Source organism: Pseudomonas kielensis (assembly GCF_014236655.1).
GTDB classification, from domain to species: domain Bacteria; phylum Pseudomonadota; class Gammaproteobacteria; order Pseudomonadales; family Pseudomonadaceae; genus Aquipseudomonas; species Aquipseudomonas kielensis.
Genome location: NZ_JACMYG010000011.1, coordinates 78,749 through 100,304, shown reverse-complemented (window position 1 = coordinate 100,304; position 21,556 = coordinate 78,749). Strand labels below are relative to the sequence as shown.

At 62.2% G+C, this 21,556-nt stretch carries 23 protein-coding genes; 20 read left to right on the top strand and 3 right to left on the bottom strand.

What is annotated here, in order from left to right; translation table 11 throughout:
- The first annotated feature begins 37 nt into the window (after positions 1–37).
- The 6 genes from fliN to flhB are packed head-to-tail and all read left to right on the top strand — an operon-like array spanning position 38 to position 3,900.
- Positions 38–496 (top strand): flagellar motor switch protein FliN, encoded by a 459-nt coding sequence (fliN, locus tag H7995_RS13395; RefSeq protein ID WP_166592931.1) that lies wholly within the window; start codon positions 38–40, stop codon positions 494–496.
- A 45-nt stretch (positions 497–541) separates the two neighbouring features.
- Positions 542–928 carry a flagellar biosynthetic protein FliO gene (gene fliO / locus H7995_RS13390; RefSeq protein ID WP_166592947.1) on the top strand — a complete coding sequence of 129 codons (387 nt, stop codon included), beginning with the start codon at positions 542–544 and terminating at the stop codon, positions 926–928.
- Positions 928–1,677 carry a flagellar type III secretion system pore protein FliP gene (gene fliP, locus H7995_RS13385; protein ID WP_166592932.1) on the top strand — a complete coding sequence of 250 codons (750 nt, stop codon included), beginning with the start codon at positions 928–930 and terminating at the stop codon, positions 1,675–1,677. The genes fliO and fliP overlap by 1 nt, the downstream gene beginning before the upstream one ends.
- A gap of 24 nt (positions 1,678–1,701) precedes the next feature.
- On the top strand, positions 1,702–1,971 hold the full coding sequence (gene fliQ / locus H7995_RS13380; RefSeq protein WP_027621022.1) for a flagellar biosynthesis protein FliQ: 270 nt from the start codon (positions 1,702–1,704) through the stop codon (positions 1,969–1,971).
- A 3-nt stretch (positions 1,972–1,974) separates the two neighbouring features.
- Positions 1,975–2,757 (top strand): flagellar biosynthetic protein FliR, encoded by a 783-nt coding sequence (gene fliR, locus H7995_RS13375; protein WP_166592933.1) that lies wholly within the window; start codon positions 1,975–1,977, stop codon positions 2,755–2,757.
- Positions 2,758–2,760: 3 nt separating this feature from the next.
- Entirely contained in the window at positions 2,761–3,900 is a 1,140-nt protein-coding gene (flhB, locus tag H7995_RS13370; protein ID WP_166592934.1) for a flagellar biosynthesis protein FlhB, read from the top strand.
- 101 nt (positions 3,901–4,001) lie between these two features.
- Here flhB and H7995_RS13365 read toward each other — a convergent pair whose 3' ends face one another.
- Positions 4,002–4,565, bottom strand: a complete 564-nt coding sequence (locus H7995_RS13365; RefSeq protein WP_178117426.1) for a cytochrome b — start codon at positions 4,563–4,565, stop codon at positions 4,002–4,004.
- A 487-nt stretch (positions 4,566–5,052) separates the two neighbouring features.
- Here H7995_RS13365 and flhA point away from each other — a divergent pair, with 487 nt between their 5' ends.
- From flhA to H7995_RS13295, 14 genes are all read left to right on the top strand, one after another.
- Positions 5,053–7,182 carry a flagellar biosynthesis protein FlhA gene (gene flhA, locus H7995_RS13360; protein WP_166592935.1) on the top strand — a complete coding sequence of 710 codons (2,130 nt, stop codon included), beginning with the start codon at positions 5,053–5,055 and terminating at the stop codon, positions 7,180–7,182.
- An 11-nt stretch (positions 7,183–7,193) separates the two neighbouring features.
- Entirely contained in the window at positions 7,194–8,519 is a 1,326-nt protein-coding gene (flhF, locus tag H7995_RS13355) for a flagellar biosynthesis GTPase FlhF (RefSeq protein WP_166592936.1), read from the top strand.
- Between the two features lie 114 nt (positions 8,520–8,633).
- Positions 8,634–9,464 (top strand): flagellar synthesis regulator FleN, encoded by an 831-nt coding sequence (gene fleN, locus H7995_RS13350; protein ID WP_166592937.1) that lies wholly within the window; start codon positions 8,634–8,636, stop codon positions 9,462–9,464.
- A complete protein-coding gene (gene fliA / locus H7995_RS13345) occupies positions 9,461–10,201 on the top strand; it encodes an RNA polymerase sigma factor FliA (RefSeq protein WP_018925059.1) in 741 nt (246 codons plus the stop codon). Before fleN ends, fliA begins: the two co-directional genes overlap by 4 nt.
- Positions 10,202–10,366: 165 nt before the next feature.
- On the top strand, positions 10,367–10,738 hold the full coding sequence (locus H7995_RS13340; protein WP_162530195.1) for a chemotaxis response regulator CheY: 372 nt from the start codon (positions 10,367–10,369) through the stop codon (positions 10,736–10,738).
- Positions 10,739–10,760: 22 nt separating this feature from the next.
- Positions 10,761–11,549, top strand: coding sequence for a protein phosphatase CheZ (locus tag H7995_RS13335; RefSeq protein ID WP_185818472.1), 789 nt, complete (start codon positions 10,761–10,763; stop codon positions 11,547–11,549).
- Between the two features lie 14 nt (positions 11,550–11,563).
- The gene (locus H7995_RS13330; RefSeq protein ID WP_185818471.1) at positions 11,564–13,789 is read left to right on the top strand and encodes a chemotaxis protein CheA; all 2,226 of its coding nucleotides are present in this window, start codon (positions 11,564–11,566) and stop codon (positions 13,787–13,789) included.
- Positions 13,790–13,840: 51 nt separating this feature from the next.
- Positions 13,841–14,974 (top strand): protein-glutamate methylesterase/protein-glutamine glutaminase, encoded by a 1,134-nt coding sequence (locus H7995_RS13325; RefSeq protein ID WP_185818470.1) that lies wholly within the window; start codon positions 13,841–13,843, stop codon positions 14,972–14,974.
- Positions 14,974–15,714, top strand: coding sequence for a flagellar motor protein (locus H7995_RS13320; RefSeq protein ID WP_166592941.1), 741 nt, complete (start codon positions 14,974–14,976; stop codon positions 15,712–15,714). The genes H7995_RS13325 and H7995_RS13320 overlap by 1 nt, the downstream gene beginning before the upstream one ends.
- Before the next feature lie 15 nt (positions 15,715–15,729).
- On the top strand, positions 15,730–16,623 hold the full coding sequence (gene motD, locus H7995_RS13315) for a flagellar motor protein MotD (protein WP_166592942.1): 894 nt from the start codon (positions 15,730–15,732) through the stop codon (positions 16,621–16,623).
- A gap of 43 nt (positions 16,624–16,666) precedes the next feature.
- Entirely contained in the window at positions 16,667–17,455 is a 789-nt protein-coding gene (locus H7995_RS13310) for a ParA family protein (protein ID WP_185818469.1), read from the top strand.
- 1 nt (position 17,456) lies between these two features.
- Complete coding sequence (locus tag H7995_RS13305; protein WP_166592944.1) at positions 17,457–18,287, top strand: CheW domain-containing protein; 831 nt, start codon at positions 17,457–17,459, stop codon at positions 18,285–18,287.
- A 76-nt stretch (positions 18,288–18,363) separates the two neighbouring features.
- The gene (locus H7995_RS13300) at positions 18,364–18,849 is read left to right on the top strand and encodes a chemotaxis protein CheW (RefSeq protein WP_166592945.1); all 486 of its coding nucleotides are present in this window, start codon (positions 18,364–18,366) and stop codon (positions 18,847–18,849) included.
- Positions 18,850–19,242 (top strand): DUF2802 domain-containing protein, encoded by a 393-nt coding sequence (locus H7995_RS13295; RefSeq protein ID WP_166592946.1) that lies wholly within the window; start codon positions 18,850–18,852, stop codon positions 19,240–19,242. It abuts the gene before it with no gap.
- Positions 19,243–19,436: 194 nt separating this feature from the next.
- Here H7995_RS13295 and H7995_RS13290 read toward each other — a convergent pair whose 3' ends face one another.
- Both H7995_RS13290 and fliK read right to left on the bottom strand, forming a co-directional pair.
- Positions 19,437–19,766, bottom strand: coding sequence for an EscU/YscU/HrcU family type III secretion system export apparatus switch protein (locus H7995_RS13290; protein WP_185818468.1), 330 nt, complete (start codon positions 19,764–19,766; stop codon positions 19,437–19,439).
- The gene (fliK, locus tag H7995_RS13285; RefSeq protein ID WP_185818467.1) at positions 19,763–21,328 is read right to left on the bottom strand and encodes a flagellar hook-length control protein FliK; all 1,566 of its coding nucleotides are present in this window, start codon (positions 21,326–21,328) and stop codon (positions 19,763–19,765) included. The genes H7995_RS13290 and fliK overlap by 4 nt, the downstream gene beginning before the upstream one ends.
- Between the last annotated feature and the right edge of the window lie 228 nt (positions 21,329–21,556).

Genomic DNA, 21,556 nt, shown 5'->3' with positions numbered 1-21,556 from the left:
TCGTTTTTAAATGCTTGCTGCCCGCCGAGGACAAATGATGGTTAACGATATGAATGCCCAGGACGACCAGGCCCTGGCTGATGAATGGGCCGCCGCGCTGGAAGAAGCCGGTGATGTCGGACAGGACGACATCGATGCCCTGCTGGCGGCCGATGCGGCCAGTTCGCCGTCCAACCGTCTGCCGATGGAAGAGTTCGGCAGCGTGCCGAAAAACAACGGCCCGGTGACGCTGGACGGTCCGAACCTGGACGTGATCCTGGACATCCCGGTATCGATCTCGATGGAAGTCGGCAGTACCGACATCAACATCCGTAACCTGTTGCAGCTCAACCAGGGGTCGGTGATCGAACTCGATCGCCTGGCGGGTGAACCCCTCGACGTGCTGGTCAATGGCACGCTGATCGCCCATGGCGAAGTGGTGGTGGTCAACGAGAAGTTCGGCATCCGCCTGACGGACGTGATCAGCCCAAGCGAACGCATCAAGAAGCTGCGCTGAGTGAACAGGTTACTCGGTGGGTTGCTGGCCTTGCCTGGTTGCGTGATGGCGGCCGAGCCGGTGGCGGCCGTGGCTGCGCCAGCGGTCGGCGGCGGGGTGGCCGGGCAGTTGACGCAGCTGGTGCTGGGTCTGCTGCTGGTGCTGGGCCTGATCTTTTTCCTCGCCTGGCTATTGCGCCGGGTGCAGCAGGCAGGGCCGGCGGGCAAGGGTCAGGTGATCGAGCTGATCGGTTCGCGCGCCCTCGGCCCGCGGGACCGGCTGGTCCTGGTGCAGGTCGGCAACGAGCAGATTCTGCTGGGCCTGACGCCGGGCACCATCAGTGCGCTGCATGTCCTCAAAGAGCCAGTGCAGGTGCCCGGCACCGAGCAGGCCACCCCCGAGTTTGCCCAGCGCCTGATGGAGTTGCTGGGTAAAGACAAGGATAAGAAGTAATGCCGTTGCGTTTCCTCCTGACGCTGCTCCTGTTGCTGACCGCGCCCCTGGCGCTGGCCGCCGATCCGCTGTCGATCCCGGCGATCACCCTGGGCACCAATGCCGACGGTGCCCAGGAATATTCGGTCAGCCTGCAGATCCTGCTGATCATGACCGCGCTGAGTTTCATCCCGGCGTTTGTCATGCTGATGACCAGCTTCACCCGGATCATCATCGTCTTCTCGATCCTGCGTCAGGCCCTGGGCCTGCAGCAGACGCCGTCGAACCAGATTCTCACCGGCATGGCGCTGTTCCTGACCCTGTTCATCATGGCGCCGGTCTTCGACCGAGTGAACCAGGACGCCTTGCAGCCGTATCTGGCGGAAAAAATGACCGCCCAGGATGCCGTGGCCAAGGCCCAGGTGCCGATCAAGGATTTCATGCTGGCCCAGACCCGCAGCAGCGACCTCGAGTTGTTCATGCGCCTGTCCAAGCGCACCGACATCGCGTCGCCGGATCAGGCGCCGCTGACCATCCTGGTACCGGCCTTCGTCACCTCGGAGCTCAAGACGGCGTTCCAGATCGGTTTCATGATCTTCATCCCGTTCCTGATCATCGACCTGGTGGTGGCGAGTGTGCTGATGGCGATGGGTATGATGATGCTCTCGCCGCTGATCATTTCGCTGCCGTTCAAGATCATGCTGTTTGTGCTGGTGGACGGCTGGGCGCTGATCATCGGCACCCTGGCCGGCAGTTTCGGCGGTGTTTAGCCTGGTGCGAGCGAGTGGCCCGATATGACGCCTGAAGTAGCGGTAGACCTGTTCCGGGAAGCGCTCTGGCTGACCACCGTGATGGTCGCGGTGCTGGTGGTGCCCAGCCTGTTGGTGGGCCTGCTGGTGGCGATGTTCCAGGCGGCGACCCAGATCAACGAACAGACCCTCAGCTTCCTGCCGCGCCTTTTGGTGATGCTGGTCACGCTGATCGTTGCCGGCCCGTGGCTGGTGCAAACCTTCATGGAATACATCCTGCGCCTGTACGGCAGTATTCCGCAGTTGATCGGCTAGGCTATGTCGCTGCTGGCGCTGACCGACGCGCAGATCAGTACCTGGGTGGCCAGTTTCATGCTGCCACTGTTCCGGGTGGCGGCACTGCTGATGACCATGCCGATCATCGGCACCACCCTGGTATCCAAGCGCATCCGCCTGTACTTCGCCCTGGCGATCACCGTGGTGATCACCCCCAGCCTGCCGCCGATGCCCACGGTCAATGCGCTGGACTTGAGCGGCCTGTTGCTGATTGCCGAACAGATCCTGATTGGCGGGCTGCTGGGGTTCTCCCTGCAGCTGTTCTTCCAGGCTTTCGTGATTGCCGGCCAGATCATCTCGATCCAGATGGGCATGGGCTTCGCGTCCATGGTCGACCCCACCAACGGCGTGTCGGCGGCGGTGATCGGGCAGTTCCTGACCATGCTGGTGACCCTGCTGTTTCTCGGCATGAATGGCCATCTGGTGGTGTTCGAAGTGGTCACCGAGAGCTTCACCACCTTGCCGGTGGGCAGCGCCATGCTGGTCAATCACTTCTGGGATATCGCCAACAAGCTCGGCTGGGTGCTGGGTGCGGCCATGCTGCTGGTACTGCCGGCGATCACCGCGTTGCTGGTGGTCAACATTGCCTTCGGCATCATGACCCGCGCGGCGCCGCAGTTGAACATCTTCTCCATCGGCTTTCCGCTGACCCTGGTGCTGGGCCTGGTGATCTTCTGGATCAGCCTGGGCGACATTCTCAATCAGTATCAACCGCTGGCCACCGAGGCTTTGCAGTTGCTGCGCGATATGGCTCAGGCGCGCTAAGCCATGGCCGAGAGCGAGAGTGGCCAGGACAAGACCGAAGAGCCCACGGACAAAAAGAAAAAGGACGCCCGGGAGAAGGGGGAGATTGCCCGCTCCAAGGAGCTCAATACCCTGGCGGTGATGCTCGCCGGTGCCGGAGGCCTGCTGATCTACGGCGGTGGCCTGGCCCTGGATTTACTTGAAATCATGCGCCTGAACTTCAGCTTGCCCCGCGATGTGCTGCTCAGCCCCGGTGCCATGGGCCAGTACCTGCTGCACTCAGGCAAGATCGCGATCATCGCCGTGCAGCCGGTGTTGATTACCTTGCTCCTGGCCGCGCTGATCGGCCCGATTTCCCTGGGGGGCTGGTTGTTCGCCGGCAGCAGCCTGGCGCCCAAATTCAGCCGGATGAACCCGGCCAATGGCCTCAAGCGCATGTTCTCCTCGACCGCGGTGATCGAACTGCTCAAGGCGCTGGCCAAGTTCCTGTTGATCCTGTTCGTCGCGTTGACCGTGTTGAAGTCCGACATCGACGACCTGCTGCGCATCGCCCATGAACCATTGGAGCAGGCGATTATCCACAGTGTGCAACTGGTGGGCTGGAGCACGCTGTGGATGGCCTGCGGGCTGATCCTGATTGCCGCCGTCGACGTGCCGGTGCAGTTGTACCAGAGCCATAAGAAGCTGCTGATGACCAAGCAGGAAATCCGCGACGAGCACAAGGACCAGGAAGGGCGTCCCGAGGTCAAGCAGCGCATTCGGCAACTGCAGCACGATATGTCCCAGCGGCGGATGATGGCGGCCATTCCCGACGCCGACGTGGTCATCACTAACCCGACCCACTATGCGGTGGCGCTCAAATACGATCCGGACAAAGGCGGCGCGCCGATGCTGGTCGCCAAGGGCAGCGACTTCCTGGCCCTGAAGATCCGCGAAATCGCGGTCAGCAACAATGTGCTATTGCTCGAGTCGCCGGCCCTGGCGCGCTCGATCTACTACTCCACCGAAATGGACCAGGAGATCCCGGGCGGGCTGTACCTGGCGGTGGCCCAGGTGCTGGCCTACGTCTACCAGATCCGTCAGTTCCGCGCCGGCAAAGGCAAGCGGCCGGAGCCGTTCAAGGACGACGTGCCGATCCCAGAGGATTTGCGGCGCGATTCCTGATCCGCTGAAAAGCAAAAGATCGAAGCCATGGCAAACCCCACGGGCGTGCATGTTCCATGTGGGGGGTGAGGCGGCTCCGATCTTTTTCCTGCGAAAACCCTCTACTTCACTCGACGCTTCTTACTGGGCAGCATTCCGGCCAGGATGTTGTCCTTGTCGACAAAGTGATGCTTCAGCGCAACCAATAAGTGCCCGCCGATCAACGCGCCACAGAACCACGATGTCCAGGTATGAATGTACTTGGCCAGGTCGTAGAGATCGGGGGCGGGATCGACCAGCGGAGGTAAAAGGAACAGGCCCGCCACAAGAATGGGTTTGTCTGCAACCGAGCTCCAATACCAACCTGATAAGGGCAAGGCAATCAGGGCAATGGCGTAGAGCAAGATATGTCCGATCATCGCTCCACGCTTCGCAAGTGCGGACATGCTTTCAGGCAAGGCTGGCGGGGGATTCTTCAATCGCCAGGTGACTCGCGCAACGATCAGGAGCAGTAGCGTACTGGCCAGTGCTTTGTGCAAGAACGTGAGTTCATGCTGGGGGTTCAGCGTGTCGCGCCAGTGGGTAGCCAAGATGCCAAGCCCCCAACTCACCATCCAAATGAATGCCATGCTCCAATGCAACCACTTGGCAATACGGGTGTATCCCGTGTTTTCCTTTTCCAGCATTGGTATTTCCCTCTTTTTGTTGAATGAAATTTGATGTGCGCCTGGGTGTCAGGACTGCGCGCAAAAAAATAATCAAACGGTTAAGTGGGCTTTTTCATTCGCTCAAAATTTCTATGCCGGGTAATGGGGCGTCACTCAGCGCTTGGGGGGGGCGAGGGTTAGATAAAGCTACTTGCCGGGTTTGTTTATCGCCGGCAATGCTCTTGGGGGTGCGTTAACCGAGAATTAACCCGAGCGCTTGATCTGGTGAGTCCTGCAGCCGTTTTGTTACATAAACTTTCAGCGCATTCACCTCGTCGCCAATGATTGCCCCGCTCATTGGCCGTTGCCGGGCTTGCATGGCTGCGCTCGAGGGCGACGTCCTCGCCAATCCGCCCGCGGGCGCTGTCGTGTTTCAATCTTTTTCAAAGTTGGAAAGCTTCTTGCAGTAGCCGCCCTGCGCCCGCTTCTGGCGTCAAAAGTTTGCTTCAAGGAACGGGGAATACCGGTGGATCGCTCTCAACTAATCAACAATGCCCGCAGCAACATGGCAGACCTCACACGAGGCAATCTGGGTGTGCCGCTGTTGTTGTTGGTCATGCTGGCAATGATGATGTTGCCGATCCCGCCGTTCCTGCTCGACGTGTTCTTTACCTTCAACATTGCCCTGTCGATCGTGGTGCTGCTGGTCTGTGTGTACGCCTTGCGGCCCCTGGATTTTGCGGTGTTCCCGACCATTTTGCTGGTGGCGACGCTGCTGCGCCTGGCGCTCAACGTGGCGTCGACGCGGGTGGTGATGCTGCACGGCCAGGACGGCCACGCCGCCGCCGGTAAGGTGATCCAGGCCTTCGGCGAGGTGGTGATTGGCGGTAACTACGTGGTCGGTATCGTGGTGTTTGCGATCCTGATGATCATCAACTTCGTGGTGGTGACCAAGGGCGCCGGGCGGATTTCCGAGGTCAGCGCGCGTTTCACCCTCGATGCGATGCCCGGCAAGCAGATGGCGATCGACGCCGACCTCAACGCCGGCCTGATCGATCAGGGCCAGGCCAAGACCCGTCGTACTGAAGTCGCCCAGGAAGCCGAGTTCTATGGCTCGATGGACGGTGCCAGCAAGTTCGTGCGCGGCGACGCCATTGCCGGCCTGTTGATCCTGTTCATCAACCTGATTGGCGGCATGGCGGTGGGGATCTTCCAGCACGGCATGACCTTTGGCGATGCCGGCCGGGTGTATGCCTTGCTGACCATCGGTGACGGTTTGGTGGCGCAATTGCCATCACTGCTGTTGTCCACCGCGGCGGCCATCATGGTGACCCGTGCCTCGGGCTCCGAAGACATGGGCAAGCAGATCAATCGGCAGATGTTCGCCTCGCCCAAGGCCCTGGCCGTTTCGGCGGGCCTGATGGCGGTGATGGGGATTGTCCCGGGCATGCCACACTTCGCCTTCCTCAGCATGGCGGCCCTTGCGGCAGGCGGTGCCTACCTGTTCTGGAAGAAGCAGAACACCATCAAGGTCAAGGCCCTGGAAGAGGTCCAGCGCCAGCAGGAACTGCTGCCTTCGCCCGCGCGGGCCATGGAAACCAAGGAGTTGGGCTGGGACGACGTGACGCCGATCGACATGATTGGCCTGGAGGTCGGCTACCGCCTGATCCCCCTGGTGGATCGCAACCAGGGCGGGCAATTGCTGGCGCGGATCAAGGGCGTGCGCAAGAAGCTGTCCCAGGACCTGGGCTTCCTGATGCCCACGGTGCACATCCGCGACAACCTCGACCTGGCACCCAGCGCCTATCGCCTGACGTTGATGGGGGTGATCCTGGCCGAGGCGGAGATTTACCCGGACCGCGAGCTGGCGATCAACCCGGGGCAGGTGTTCGGTACCCTCAACGGGATTACCGCCAAAGATCCGGCCTTTGGCCTGGAGGCGGTGTGGATCGAAGTCAGCCAGCGTTCCCAGGCGCAATCGCTGGGTTACACCGTGGTCGATGCCAGTACGGTTGTGGCCACGCACCTGAACCAGATTCTGTACAAGCACTCCAGCGAGCTGATCGGTCACGAGGAAGTCCAGCAACTCCTGCAATTGCTGGCCAAAAGCTCGCCAAAACTGGCCGAGGAGCTGGTGCCAGGTGTCCTGTCGCTGTCGCAACTGCTCAAGGTGCTGCAGGCGCTGTTGGCCGAACAGGTGCCGGTACGCGACATCCGCAGCATCGCCGAGGCGATCGCCAACAATGCCACCAAGAGTCAAGATACCGCCGCTTTGGTCGCGGCCGTGCGTGTCGGTCTGTCCCGCGCTATCGTGCAAAGCATTGTAGGCACTGAGTCCGAGCTGCCTGTGATCACCTTGGAGCCAAGGTTGGAACAAATATTGCTCAATAGTATTCAAAAGGCAGGGCAGGGCGCCGACGAGGGTGTCTTGCTGGAGCCAAGCATGGCCGAAAAGCTGCAGCGTTCGTTGATCGACGCGGCCCAGCGTCAGGAAATGCAAGGTCACCCGGTGATTCTGTTGGTCGCAAGTCCGGTCCGCGCGATGCTCTCGCGGTTTGGACGCCTGGCAGTCCCGGGGTTGCATGTGTTGGCCTATCAGGAAATTCCTGACAACAAGCAAGTGACCATCGTTGCGACAGTAGGGCCCAACGGCTGAGGTAGTGGTTTATGCAAGTTAAGCGTTTTTTCGCCGCCGATATGCGTCAGGCCATGAAACTGGTTCGTGATGAGCTGGGCGCTGATGCCGCGATCATCGGCAACCGCCGCATTGCCGGCGGTGTCGAGCTGATGGCGGCCCTGGATTACAAGCTGTCGGCCCTGGCGCCGCGGGTGCCGAACATCGAGCTCGAGGACGAGCTGCGCAAGACCCAGTCGCGCATTGTCACGGCTCAGGCCGAACTGAGCTTGCGTGGCGAAGGCGAGGCGGGCGAGCACGCCAGTCGCCAGCTGTTTGCCGGGCTGCCGCTGACCGCCGCCGAACCCTTGATCGAACCGACCCTGTCCGAGCCACCCCGTCCTGCCCCGGCGCCTGCGCCGGCGGCCGCCATCGATCCGCGGGCCTACGATTCGATGCGTTCGGAGCTCAATGGCTTGCGCGAATTGCTCGAAGTGCAACTCGGCTCCCTGGCCTGGAACCAGCTGCAAGGCCGTCATCCGCAGCAGGCCAACCTCTGGCGCCGGCTGCAACGCATCGGCCTGTCCGGTCCGTTGTCCCGCGACCTGCTGGAGCTGACCGCCAGTATTGAAGAACCCCGCCAGGCCTGGCGCATGTTGCTGGCCCACCTGGCGCGGATGATCGTCACCCCCGAGATCGAGCCCCTGGAAGAGGGCGGAGTGATTGCCATGGTCGGCCCGGCCGGCATGGGCAAGACCACCACCCTGGCCAAGCTGGCGGCGCGTTATGTGCTCAAGTACGGCGCGCAGCACATCGCCCTGGTGAGCATGGACAGTTACCGCATTGGCGCCCAGGAACAGCTCAAGACCCTGGGGCGCATCCTCAACGTCTCGGTGACGCACCTGGATCCGGGCCAGTCCCTGGCCCAGGCGCTGGACCCGCTGCTGCGCAAGCGCGTGGTGTTGATCGACACCGCGGGCCTGCAGGCCAGTGACCCGGCGTTGCGCATGCAGTTGGAAAGCCTGGCCGGTCGTGGCATCAAATCGAAGAATTATCTGGTGCTGGCCACGACCAGCCAGAAGCAGGTGCTGACGGCCGCCTACCACAGTTACAAACGCTGCGGGCTGGCCGGCTGCATCCTGACTAAACTGGACGAAACGGCAAGCCTGGGCGAGGTCTTGAGCTTGGCGATCAGTCACGAATTACCGGTGGCTTATCTGACTGATGGTCCGCGTATTCCGGATGACCTGCATCTGCCGCGCCGCCATCAGTTGGTCAGTCGCGCCGTGAGTGTACAAATGCAGGAAGAACCCAGCGAAGAAGCCATGGCTGATATGTTCGCTGATCTCTACCACAGCCCGACCAAACGGGTTGGCTGAGGTATTAATGACTAGATTTGTATCTACATCGATGGCCTGCCATGCATTGTTCCCCAGGGAACGCGCAGCCAGTCATGTAGCCCGCGTCTAAGCAAGACAAGGTATAGAAAGCACATGGGCAGCATGCATCCCGTACAGGTGATCGCGGTGACCGGCGGCAAGGGTGGCGTCGGTAAGACTAACGTTTCAGTGAACTTGTCCCTGGCTCTGGCAGAGCTCGGTCGGCGCGTCATGTTGCTGGACGCCGATCTGGGGCTGGCGAACGTCGATGTGTTGCTGGGGCTGACGCCCAAGCGCACCCTGGCCGACGTGATCGAGGGCCGCTGCGAACTGCGCGACGTGCTGCTGCAGGGGCCCGGCGGGATTCGTATCGTCCCGGCCGCCTCCGGAACCCAGAGCATGGTGCACCTGAGCCCGGCCCAGCACGCGGGCCTGATCCAGGCGTTCAGCGATGTGGGCGACAACCTCGATGTGTTGGTGATCGACACCGCGGCAGGGATCGGCGAATCGGTGGTCAGCTTTGTTCGCGCCGCCCAGGAAGTGCTGCTGGTGGTCTGCGACGAGCCGACCTCGATCACCGACGCCTATGCCCTGATCAAGCTGCTGAACCGTGACTACGGCATGAACCGCTTCCGCGTGCTGGCCAACATGGCGCAAAGCCCGCAGGAAGGGCGCAACCTGTTCGCCAAGTTGACCAAGGTCACGGACCGCTTCCTGGATGTCGCCCTACAATACGTCGGCGCGGTGCCCTACGACGAAAGTGTGCGCAAGGCGGTGCAGAAGCAGCGCGCGGTGTACGAAGCCTTTCCTCGCTCCAAATGTGCCCTGGCTTTCCGGGCCATTGCGCAGAAAGTCGATACCTGGCCATTGCCCGCCAATCCGCGTGGGCATCTGGAGTTTTTTGTGGAGCGCCTGGTGCAACAGACTGCGGGTCCGGTGCTATGACAGCTAGCGGCTACAACCTGTACAAGCAGTCGGCGCGTGACGCGCAGTACGAGCTGATCGAGCGTTACGCGCCACTGGTAAAACGCATTGCCTATCACTTGCTGGCGCGTTTGCCGGCCAGTGTGCAGGTCGAAGACCTGATCCAGGCCGGGATGATCGGCCTGCTTGAAGTGTCGACCAAGTACGACGCCAGCAAAGGCGCGAGTTTCGAGACCTACGCCGGGATCCGCATCCGCGGGGCGATGCTCGACGAGGTCCGTAAAGGTGACTGGGCGCCACGCTCGGTGCACCGCAATACCCGCATGGTCAGTGACGCGATTCGCTCAATTGAAGCTAAAACCGGACGTGACGCTAAAGATCACGAGGTTGCGGCCGAACTCCAATTGAGTCTCGACGATTATTACGGGATTTTGAATGACACCTTGGGCAGTCGCCTGTTCAGTTTCGACGACCTGTTGCAGGACGGCGAGCATGAAGGGCTGCATGAGGATGGCGCGAGTGCTCATCTCGAGCCGTCGCGCGACCTGGAGGATGAACGCTTCCAGGCGGCGCTGGCGGACGCGATTGCCAATTTGCCGGAGCGTGAGCGACTGGTCTTGGCGCTGTACTACGACGAGGAGTTGAACCTCAAGGAAATCGGTGAGGTCCTGGGGGTCAGCGAATCGCGGGTCAGCCAGTTACACAGCCAGTGCGCAGCCCGTTTGCGGGGGCGTTTGGGAGAGTGGCGAGCGCGCTGACAGCAGTGTGGGGACACTGCGAAAGACACTGCTACAGCTTCACGCTGGCGCGGTCATCATCCGTTGTGCTCCAAACCGTCGTTGAGTGCTCTGCCTGTTGATTGAATGGCGTGCCCAGGTGCTGGGCGCGTTTAAGACTGCTTGGAGGTCGAATTGGACAAGAACATGAAAATCCTCATCGTTGATGACTTCTCAACGATGCGGCGGATCATTAAAAACCTGTTGCGTGACCTCGGGTTCACCAACACGGTCGAGGCAGACGACGGCACTACCGCCATCCCTATGCTCAACAGCGGCAGCATCGATTTTCTGGTCACGGACTGGAACATGCCGGGCATGACCGGTATCGATCTGCTGCGTCACGTGCGCGCCAACGAAAAGCTCAAGCATTTGCCAGTGTTGATGGTGACCGCCGAAGCCAAGCGCGAGCAGATCATCGAAGCGGCCCAGGCCGGTGTAAACGGCTATGTGGTCAAACCGTTCACTGCCCAGGCGTTGAAAGAGAAGATCGAGAAGATCTTCGAACGCATCGGTTGATGACTGGCGCTACGGGGGAGCTATGGAACAACGAGAGATTTCACAGGGCGATTTTGAATCGACCCTGAAAAAACACGCGGTCGAATTGGTCGAAAGCCTGGAAAAAGGCAAGTTCGGCGACGCCGTGCAACTGATCCATGAGCTCAACCAGACCCGCGACCGTGGCCTGTACCAGGAAGTGGGCAAGCTCACCCGTGAGCTGCATAGCGCGATCGTCAATTTCCAGATTGACCCGAACATGCCGCAAGCCGAGGAAGTCTCGCAGATCACCGACGCCACCGAGCGCCTGGGGTATGTGGTCAAACTGACTGAGGCGGCGGCCAACCGCACCATGGACCTGGTGGAGAACAGCACGCCGCTGGTCAATGCCCTGGGCACCGATGCCCTGGCGTTGAGCGCGGACTGGGGGCGTTTCATGCGCCGTGAAGTCGGGGCTGAAGAGTTCCGCGAGCTGGCCCGGCGCGTCGATGGCTTCCTGAGTCGCAGCGCCAGCCACAGCCAGGTCGTGGCGGGCAACCTCAACGACATTCTGCTGGCCCAGGATTACCAGGACCTGACCGGTCAGGTGATCAAACGCGTGACGCAACTGGTCACGGAAGTGGAAAGCAATCTGCTCAAACTGGTGCTGATGGCCAGCCAGGTCGACCGCTTTGCCGGTATCGAACATGACCGTGCAGCGATCCTCGCGGAAAAAAATCCGCAAAAACATCTGGCGCAGGGTGAAGGTCCGCAGATTCATGCCGATAAACGTGATGACGTGATGTCCGGTCAGGACGATGTCGACGATTTGCTTTCCAGCCTTGGATTCTAGGAGCACCCCTACACATGAGCTTCGGCGCCGATGAAGAGATCCTTCAGGATTTTCTGGTTGAGGCCGGCGAGATTCTGGAGCAACTGTCCGAACAACTGGTCGAGCTGGAAAGCCGACCGGATGATGCGGACCTGCTCAATGCAATTTTTCGCGGTTTTCACACTGTAAAAGGGGGCGCCGGCTTCCTCCAGCTCAACGAACTGGTGGAGTGCTGCCACATCGCCGAGAACGTCTTCGACATCCTGCGCAAGGGTGAGCGACGCGTCGACTCGGAGCTGATGGACGTGGTGCTCGAAGCGTTGGACGCAGTCAACGGCATGTTCAGCGAAGTGCGCGAGCGTGCACCGGTCACGGCCGCCACGGCCGAGCTGCTGGCGGCCCTGGCGCGCCTGGCGGAACCGCAATCGGCCGACGAGGTCGCAGCGCTTGCGCCAGCTCCCGAGGCGCCGGTTGTTGCCAGCGACAGCGGCGATATCACCGACAACGAATTTGAACAACTGCTCGACTCGCTGAATGCGGTCAAGGCGCAAGCCGAGGCACCAGTGGTCCAGGCCCCGGTGGCGGCGACCGGCAGTGATGAAATCAGCGACGCCGAGTTCGAGTCGTTGCTCGATCAGTTGCACGGCAAAGGCCAGTTCGCCGTGGACAACCTGCCGGCAGCGGCCGAGCCGGTCGCCCCGGTGGTCGCATCTGAAAGCAGCGACATTACCGACGACGAGTTCGAAGCCTTGCTCGACCAGTTGCACGGCAAGGGCAACTTTGCCGTTGAAGCGCTGGAGTCGGCGCTCGCCTCGGTTCCGGCCGCCGCAGTGCCCGAAGCGGCGGCGGTCGGCAGTGACCTGATCTCCGATCACGAGTTCGAATCCCTGCTCGATGAGCTGCACGGCAAGGGCAAGTTCAGCCACGTTGCGGGCAATGCCGAGACCGCTGCGGTCAGCGCCGCGCCAGTCGCGGCCGCGGCGGCCAACGTCGTGGCCCCGGCCCCGGCCCCGGCCGCCAAGGCCCCTGTCGCCAAGCCGGCCCCGGCTCGTGCCCAGTCTGCGCCGCCGGCGGAAAAACCAGCCAGCGAAGCCGAGACCACGGTACGGGTGGACACCGCGCGCCTGGACGAAATCATGAACATGGTGGGCGAGCTGGTACTGGTGCGTAACCGCCTGGTGCGCCTGGGGCTCAACAGCGGTGACGAAGCCATGTCCAAGGCTGTGTCGAACCTCGACGTGGTCACCGCGGACCTGCAGACGGCGGTCATGAAGACCCGCATGCAGCCGATCAAGAAGGTCTTCGGGCGCTTCCCGCGCCTGGTTCGTGACCTGGCCCGCCAGCTCAAGAAAGAGATCAACCTGGAGCTGGTCGGCGAAGAAACCGATCTGGACAAGAACCTTGTCGAGGCCTTGGCCGACCCGCTGGTGCACTTGGTGCGCAACGCGGTCGACCACGGCATCGAATCGCCGCAGGAACGTGAAGACGCGGGCAAGTCCCGGGGCGGCAAAGTGGTGCTGGCGGCCGAACAGGAGGGTGATCACATCCTGCTGTCGATCTCCGACGACGGCAAAGGCATGGACCCCAACGTCCTGCGCGCCATCGCGGTGAAGCGCGGGGTGATGGACAAGGATGCGGCCGAGCGCCTGAGCGACACCGAATGCTACAACCTGATCTTCGCTCCGGGGTTCTCGACCAAGACCGAGATCTCCGATGTGTCGGGGCGTGGCGTGGGCATGGACGTGGTGAAAACCAAGATTTCCCAGCTCAATGGCTCGATCAATATCTACTCGACCAAGGGCCAGGGCTCGAAGATCGTGATCAAGGTGCCGTTGACCCTGGCGATCATGCCGACCCTGATGGTGATGCTGGGCAACCAGGCCTTTGCGTTCCCGCTGGTCAACGTCAACGAGATCTTCCACCTCGACCTGTCGCGCACCAACGTGGTCGACGGCCAGGAAGTGGTGATCGTGCGGGACAAGGCCTTGCCACTGTTTTACCTCAAGCGCTGGCTGGTTGCCTCTGCCGCTCATGAAGAGCAGCGCGAGGGCCATGTGGTGATTCTTTCGGTGGGCACCCAGCGGATCGGCTTTGTCGTCGATCAACTGGTTGGCCAGGAAGAAGTGGTCATCAAGCCATTGGGCAAAATGCTCCAGGGAACGCCGGGCATGTCGGGCGCCACCATTACCGGTGACGGTCGCATCGCGTTGATTCTCGATGTCCCGAGCATGCTCAAGCGTTACGCCACACGGCGTATTTGATTCTGGTGGAGCGGGGCGCCTGGCGCCCTGCTGCGCCTATATGGAGTGTTTATGGCAGTCAAAGTCCTGGTGGTGGATGATTCCGGTTTTTTCCGCCGCCGCGTCTCGGAAATCCTTTCGGCGGATCCGAATATCCAGGTGGTCGGGACCGCGACCAATGGCAAAGAGGCGATTGATCAGGCGCTGGCCCTCAAGCCCGACGTGATCACCATGGACTACGAGATGCCAATGATGGATGGCATCACGGCGGTGCGGCATATCATGCAGCGCTGCCCGACCCCGGTGTTGATGTTCTCCTCGCTGACCCATGAGGGCGCGCGGGTCACCCTCGACGCGCTGGATGCCGGCGCGGTGGATTTCCTGCCGAAGAATTTCGAAGACATCTCGCGCAACCCGGAGAAGGTCAAGCAACTGCTGTGCGAGAAGGTCCACAGCATTTCGCGCAGTAACCGGCGTTTCAGTGCCTATCGGGCACCTGCACCGGTAGCGGCGCCAACCCCGACCCCAGCCCCTGCACCGGTCAATAGTTTTGCCGGCAGCAGCCCGACACCGCGTCCGGCAGCGGCACCGGTGCCAAGCCGCGCCGCGGCATCCGTGCCGTCGTCGCCCGCGCCCAAGCGCAAGGCCTACAAGCTGGTCGCCATCGGTACCTCCACGGGCGGCCCGGTGGCCCTGCAGCGCGTGCTGAGCCAATTGCCGGCCAACTTCCCGGCGCCCATTGTGCTGGTCCAGCACATGCCGGCGGCCTTTACCAAGGCATTCGCCGAGCGCCTGGACAAGCTGTGCCGGATCAGCGTCAAGGAGGCCGAGGACGGCGACATCCTGCGTCCGGGCCTGGCCTTGCTGGCGCCTGGTGGCAAACAGATGATGATCGACGGCCGTGGCGCGGTGAAAATCCTCCCGGGTGACGAGCGTTTGAACTACAAGCCGTGTGTGGATATCACCTTCGGCTCAGCGGCTAAATCCTACGGCGACAAAGTTCTGGCGGTGGTCCTCACCGGCATGGGCGCCGACGGTCGGGAAGGCGCGCGCCTGCTCAAGCAGAGCGGCAGCGCCATCTGGGCCCAGGATGAAGCCAGCTGCGTGATCTACGGCATGCCGATGGCGATTGTCAAAGCCAACCTGGCCGATGCCATCTACGACCTCGACGAGATCGGCAAGCACCTGGCCGAGGCGTGCCTCTGATGGATGTGCTGAGCCTGATCGGGATCATCATGGCGTTTGTCGCCATCATCGGCGGCAACTACCTGGAAGGCGGCCACCTGGGGGCGCTGGCCAACGGCCCGGCCGCCCTGATCGTACTCGGCGGAACCATCGGCGCGGCGCTGCTGCAGTCGCCAATGAGCGCCTTCAAGCGGGCCATGCAGATCCTGGTGTGGATTCTGTTTCCGCCACGGGTCGACCTGGCGGGCGGGATAGACCGGGTGGTCAACTGGAGCCTGACCGCGCGCAAGGAAGGCCTGCTGGGCCTCGAAGGCGTGGCGGATGCGGAGCCCGACAGCTATTCGCGCAAGGGCCTGCAATTGCTGGTCGATGGCGCCGAGCCGGAGGCGATCCGCAGCATCCTGGAAGTGGATTTCTACACCCAGGAAAGCCGCGACATCGAAGCCGCCAAGGTCTTTGAAAGCATGGGTGGCTACGCCCCGACCATCGGCATCATCGGCGCGGTAATGGGCCTGATCCATGTCATGGGCAACCTGGCCGATCCGTCGCAACTGGGCAGCGGCATTGCCGTGGCCTTCGTCGCGACCATCTACGGGGTGGCCAGTGCCAACCTGGTGCTGCTGCCCATCGCCGCCAAACTCAAGGCCATCGCCTTGCGTCAGTCGCGGTACCGGGAAATGTTGCTCGAAGGCATCCTGTCGATCGCCGAAGGTGAAAACCCTCGCTCCATCGAACTCAAGCTACAGGGCTTCATGGACTGATGGGGGGCATGGAGCATGGCACGTCGGCGCTACACTGAAGAACCCGTCAACCATGAACGCTGGCTGGTGTCCTACGCCGACTTCATTACCTTGCTGTTCGCCTTTTTTGTGGTGATGTATTCCATTTCCTCGATCAACGAAGGCAAGTACAAGGTGATCTCCGAGGCGCTGATCGGCGTGTTCACCGACGCCGATCGGGCCCTCAAGCCGATCCCCATCGGCGACGAACGACCGCAGACCGTGACCCCGGCCAAGCCCCTGGTCAAGGACAGCGAGCAGCTCGACGCTGGCATTGCCCAGGCCGCTGACGACCCGCTCAAGCGCATCGCCGATGACATCAGCGCGGCTTTCGGCGACCTGCTCAGTGCCAACCAGATGACGATCCGCGGTAACGAGTTGTGGGTCGAGATCGAGCTCAACTCCAGCCTGTTGTTCGGCAGCGGCGATGCCATGCCCAGCGATATCGCGTTCAACATCATCGATAAGGTCGGGGCCATCCTCAAGCCGTTCGATAACCCGATTCACGTCGAAGGTTTCACCGACGACTTGCCGATCCGCACCGCGCAATACCCGACCAACTGGGAGCTGTCCTCGGCCCGCTCGGCGAGTATCGTGCGCATGCTCGCCATGCAGGGCGTCAACCCCCAGCGCCTGGCGTCGGTGGGGTATGGCGAGTTCCAGCCGGTGGCCAACAATGCCACCGCCGAAGGCCGCGCACGCAACCGGCGGGTGGTGCTGGTGATCTCGCGCAACCTCGATGTGCGACGCAGCCTGACCGGTACCGGTACCGCTCATGCACAACCGGATGCGGCATTGAAGCGGGCTGGCACACAAACTGCACCAACCCAGGTCAAGTCGCCGGGAGCGCCGAGCGCCGTCAATTCTCCGTCACCCGGCTTGCCACGTTGAGCTATTTCTCGGTTGCCCCATACGACCGGGAGGAACGAACTGAATGAGAGTCTGGGCAGTTGCCAATCAAAAGGGTGGTGTTGGTAAAACCACTTCCTCCATCGCTTTAGCCGGTTTGCTGGCAGAGGCGGGCAAGCGCGTGGTCGTGGTCGATCTCGACCCCCACGGCTCCATGACCAGTTACTTCGGTTACGACCCGGACAGCCTGGAACACAGCTGTTACGACCTGTTCCTGCATGGTGGCAGCGTGCCGCAAGGCCTGCCCGGGCAGTTGTTGTTGCCCACCAGCGACGAACGTATTTCCCTGTTGCCGTCGAGCACCGCGCTGGCCACCCTGGAGCGCCAGTCGCCGGGCAAGAGCGGCCTGGGCCTGGTGATTGCCAAGAGCCTGGCGCAGTTGTGGCAGGATTTCGATTACGCCCTGATCGACAGCCCGCCGTTGCTCGGTGTGTTGATGGTCAATGCCTTGGCGGCCAGCCAGCAACTGGTGATCCCGGTGCAGACCGAGCACCTGGCGGTCAAGGGCCTGGAGCGCATGGTCAACACCCTGGCGATGATCAATCGCTCGCGCAAGCAGGCGCTGCCGTTCAGCATCGTGCCGACCCTGTTCGATCGCCGTACCCAGGCCTCCCTGAGCACTCTGCGGGTGCTGCGCGATATGTACCCGGAAGACATCTGGCAGGGCTATATCCCGGTCGACACCCGGCTGCGCGATGCCAGCCGTGCCGGCCTCACGCCTTCACAGTTCGACGGCAAGAGCCGTGGCGTGCTGGCCTATCGTTCGTTGCTCAAGCACCTGCTGGCGCAGCAACTTGTCGCGCAGGTGGCTTGAGATGAATCGGCCGCTGAAAACCACCTCGCGCCCGCAACTGGCGCTGCAATCCTACCTCGACGCCTTGCTGCAGGACGCCACCGAAGAGCTGCCTGTGGAAGTGGCCGAAGTCATCGACGTGCTTGAGGTGATCGAGGCTCAAGGCGCGTTGGACGAGTTCCAGGCGGCGGTGCTGCAAGAGCAGGCACGGGATGCCCAGCCATCGGTGGTCGAGGCACCGCGGGTGACCCTGGTTGCCGAACCGTGCGCCCCGATGCTGCCGTTGCTGCACACGCTGGTCGAGCCGGTGGCCGACGTGCACCTGCCGCCGAGCGCCACGCCACCACCGGTGGACAGCGATGGCCGGCCGAGCTGGGCCGCCGAACCATTCGAATGCCTGCTGTTCGACGTCGCAGGTTTGACCCTGGCGGTTCCGCTGGTGTGCCTGGGTTCGATCTATCCCCTGGCCGGGCATGAGCTGACGCCCCTGTTCGGCCAGCCGGAGTGGTTCCTGGGGATCCTGCCGAGCCAGGCCGGCAACCTCAAGGTGCTCGACACCGCGCGCTGGGTGATGCCCGATCGCTACCGCGACGACTTTCGCCAGGGCTTGCAATACGTGATCTCGGTGCAGGGCTACGAGTGGGGGCTGGCGGTGCATCAAGTCAGCCGCTCGTTGCGCCTGAACCCCAACGAAATCAAATGGCGCAGTCATCGCGGGCAACGGCCATGGCTGGCGGGCACCGTGATTGAACACATGTGCGCCTTGCTCGATGTCGCGCAACTGGCCGAGTTGATCGCCAGTGGCGGGGCCAAACACATGGGCGCGCGCAAGCCGCTGCACTCACTGACATAACAAGCCGCTGGCCGTCCGTCGTGGCGGCCAGGCAGAACACACACCGCCATCGGCGGTTTTTTTAAGGGGTCAGGGTATGAATGATAAGGCGTCGTCTGCAAAGGGTTCCGAAGATCCGATCCTGCAATGGGTAACCTTCAAGCTGGACAATGAGACCTACGGCATCAACGTGATGCGTGTCCAGGAAGTCCTGCGCTACACCGAGATCGCGCCGGTGCCGGGTGCGCCCAGCTACGTGCTGGGCATCATCAACCTGCGCGGCAACGTGGTGACTGTGATCGACACCCGCCAGCGTTTTGGCCTGATGAACACCGAGATCAGCGACAACACCCGGATCGTGATCATCGAGGCCGACAAGCAAGTGGTCGGGATCATGGTCGACAGCGTGGCGGAAGTGGTTTACCTGCGTCAGTCGGAAATCGAGACCGCACCCAACGTCGGCAACGACGAGTCGGCCAAGTTCATCCAGGGCGTGTGCAACAAGAACAACGAACTGCTGATCCTGGTCGAGCTGGACAAGATGATGAGCGAGGAAGAGTGGTCGGACCTGGAGAGTATCTGATTGATTCTCGAAGTGGCTGTTATTGTCCTGGGGTTGCTGTGGATCGGCACCCTGGCGATTTTCCTCGCCTATACCCGCAAGCAGCGGGCTCTGAGCGCGGCTGCGGCCCAGGCCGATGCGCTGCGTGACCAGCGGCTCAAGGAGCTGGCTCGGCGCGTCGATCATTACCAGGACGGTACGGTGCGCATGGGTGAAGAACTGCAAGAATTGCGGGTGCTGGTCGAGCCGTTGCCGGACAAACTGACCCGGATCGAACAGCGCGACCCCACCAGCCTGTCATTCGCCCAGGCCGCGCGCCTGGTGGGCATGGGCGCCAGCGTCGACGAACTGACCCACTCCTGCGGCTTGACCCAGGCCGAGGCCGAGTTGATGAGCAAGATGCACAAGGGCTGAGTGTCAGGCGCCATCGCTGTTGAACCTGCCGGCCTCATCGCGGGCAAGCCCGCTCCCACAGTATTTTGCGGTGCTTGCAGATCTTGCATGCGGCCATCGAACTTGTGGGAGCGGGCTTGCCCGCGATGGCGGTGTGTCAGGCGCCACATTTGTCGGCTGTACCAGCGCCCATTCAATCTGTGGGCGCTGACACTTCAGTAGTCATCCCCGCGATGGCTGATGTCTTTCTCAAGCTGCGTCGAGTCCAGATCATGTCCTTGAGGAAACTTGCCCTTCAGATTCCAGGCAAACGCAATGATCTCGGCAATGGTGCGATACAGCTCTTCGGGGATGCTGTCGCCCAGTTCCATCCGCGCCAGTAATCGCACCAGTTCAGCGTTCTCGTAGATCGGAACTTCATGCTCGCGAGCGATTTTCAGGATGGCTTCGGCCAGGGCGTCGTCGCCTTTGCCGGTGAGCGTGGGGGCGTGCTGGCCGTCGTACTTGAGGGCAATGGCCTGGCGGGGAGGGGTGTTGTGGTTCATGCGGTGTCGTCCACCCAGCGTTGTTCGAGTCGGGTTTGCGGGCCTTGGGGGGGGATGCCGAGGTGGCAGTCGAGGTCGCCGACGTTCAGGCCGCAGGCATACAGTTGCGCACGCAGGTGGTCCAGGTGCTGTTCAATCAGGCTGGCGGTGTAGGGGTGTTCGGCCCAGAGTTGGCTGGACAGGCTGCCGCGCACCAGTTGCGCCTGCACCTGCAATGGGCCCAGGGGGGCGAGGTCAAACGCCAGGTCAATGCGCCATATGTGCTGGCGGGCTTCGCGTTCGGCGGGTTTTTCCTTGGGATCCCTGGGCGGTGGGTCTTCGCGCTGCACCTTGACTTGCAGCGGCACGATGTCTTGCAGGTTGCGCATGGGGATTTCCAGTTGCCAGGTGGTTTGCAGGCGGCCGTCCTCGGTCATGCCGGTCTGCTCCAGGCTCGACAATTGGTGGCTTTGCAGGCGCGAGATCGCGGCGGCGGCCAGGCGCAGCAGGTGTTCCAGGTCGCCTTCTTCGGTCAGGTTCTGCAGCAGCCGCGAGGGCAGGGGAAAGCCACCCGGGGCAGGTTTGGCGCTGACTTGGCCGAGGGTGCCGAGGGCGTTGCGCACGAAGCTGGGCAGGGCCTGGGCCAGGGTGTTGGCGGCCAAGGCGGCATTGAAGCTGGGGTTGGCCGGCAGGCCGGGGGCCAGTTGGGCGATCAGGCGTAACAGGTTGCCCTTGAGGTCGTCTGCCGGCGCCGGATTCTGCCCGGCCAGGAGTCGGCTTTCGAGAAACAGCCCGCTGTTGGCCAGCGCTTGCGCCAGCCCCTTGGCGCTGCTCAGGTGCTGGACCTCGGGCAGGCTGGCAAGCAGTTTGTCGACGCTGGCGCGAACCTCAGAGGATTGCCCATCGGCCGGCAGGTTCTGCAAGGCCTTGAACAGCGCGTCCAGTGAACCTTGGCGACTCTGCTGGGTGTGCAACTGTTGGCTGATCGCCAGTTGTTCCTGGCGGTTGCTCAGGGGCACGAAGCTGAGGGTGTGTGCATCCTGGACCTGGGCACTGAGCAGGGTGCCGATGCGCAGTGGCTGCGGGCTGTCGATGTTCAGGGTGCTGCCGCTGAGCGCGCTGTTGAGCAGGCTGACCATCGAGCGGTACACCGCCGGTTGCCCCGGTGTCTGTGGCTGTAACTGGGTGGTCAGCACCTTGCCCTGCAACAGCGTGCCCACCGGCAGTTGTGTGGTGTCGATGCGCGACAGGGCGGCGGCGTTGCCCGCCAGGCTGGATTGCGGGCTGATCGCCAGGCTGCCGGCCGAGGGCTGGGTGATGGCCAGGCTGGCACCCAGGGCCAAGGGCAGGCTGCTGGTGGCCGATACGGTGGTCTGGCGTCCGCCCGCCAGGGTGATCTTGAGCAGCAGCTGGAAAATCTGCTGGTCCTGCTTGAGTGACAGGACTTCGGCCTTGGCGCTCTGCCCGGCACCGATCAGGCCGTCCACCGGGGTCAGCAGCTTGAGCAACTCGCCGCTGGCCTGCGGGCGCGCCGTGGCAGGTGCCGCGGGGGGCAGGGGAGGAAGGTTGATCTCAGCGGTCATCGGTCACACCCTGTCGAAATTGCCCTCTTGAGAGTAGGACATGACATGTATAATGCCGCCCGTCTCCAAGGACGCGTGGCGAAACACCATAAATGTTGACCCAGCTCTCTGGAACAGGCCGTCAATGAATCTATGCTGCACCACTTTAACGGCCGATCCACTGCCGACTTGAACCGTAAAGGCCCGCGATCTCTTGACCATCCCTCTTCTAGAAGCCGTAGCGCTCGC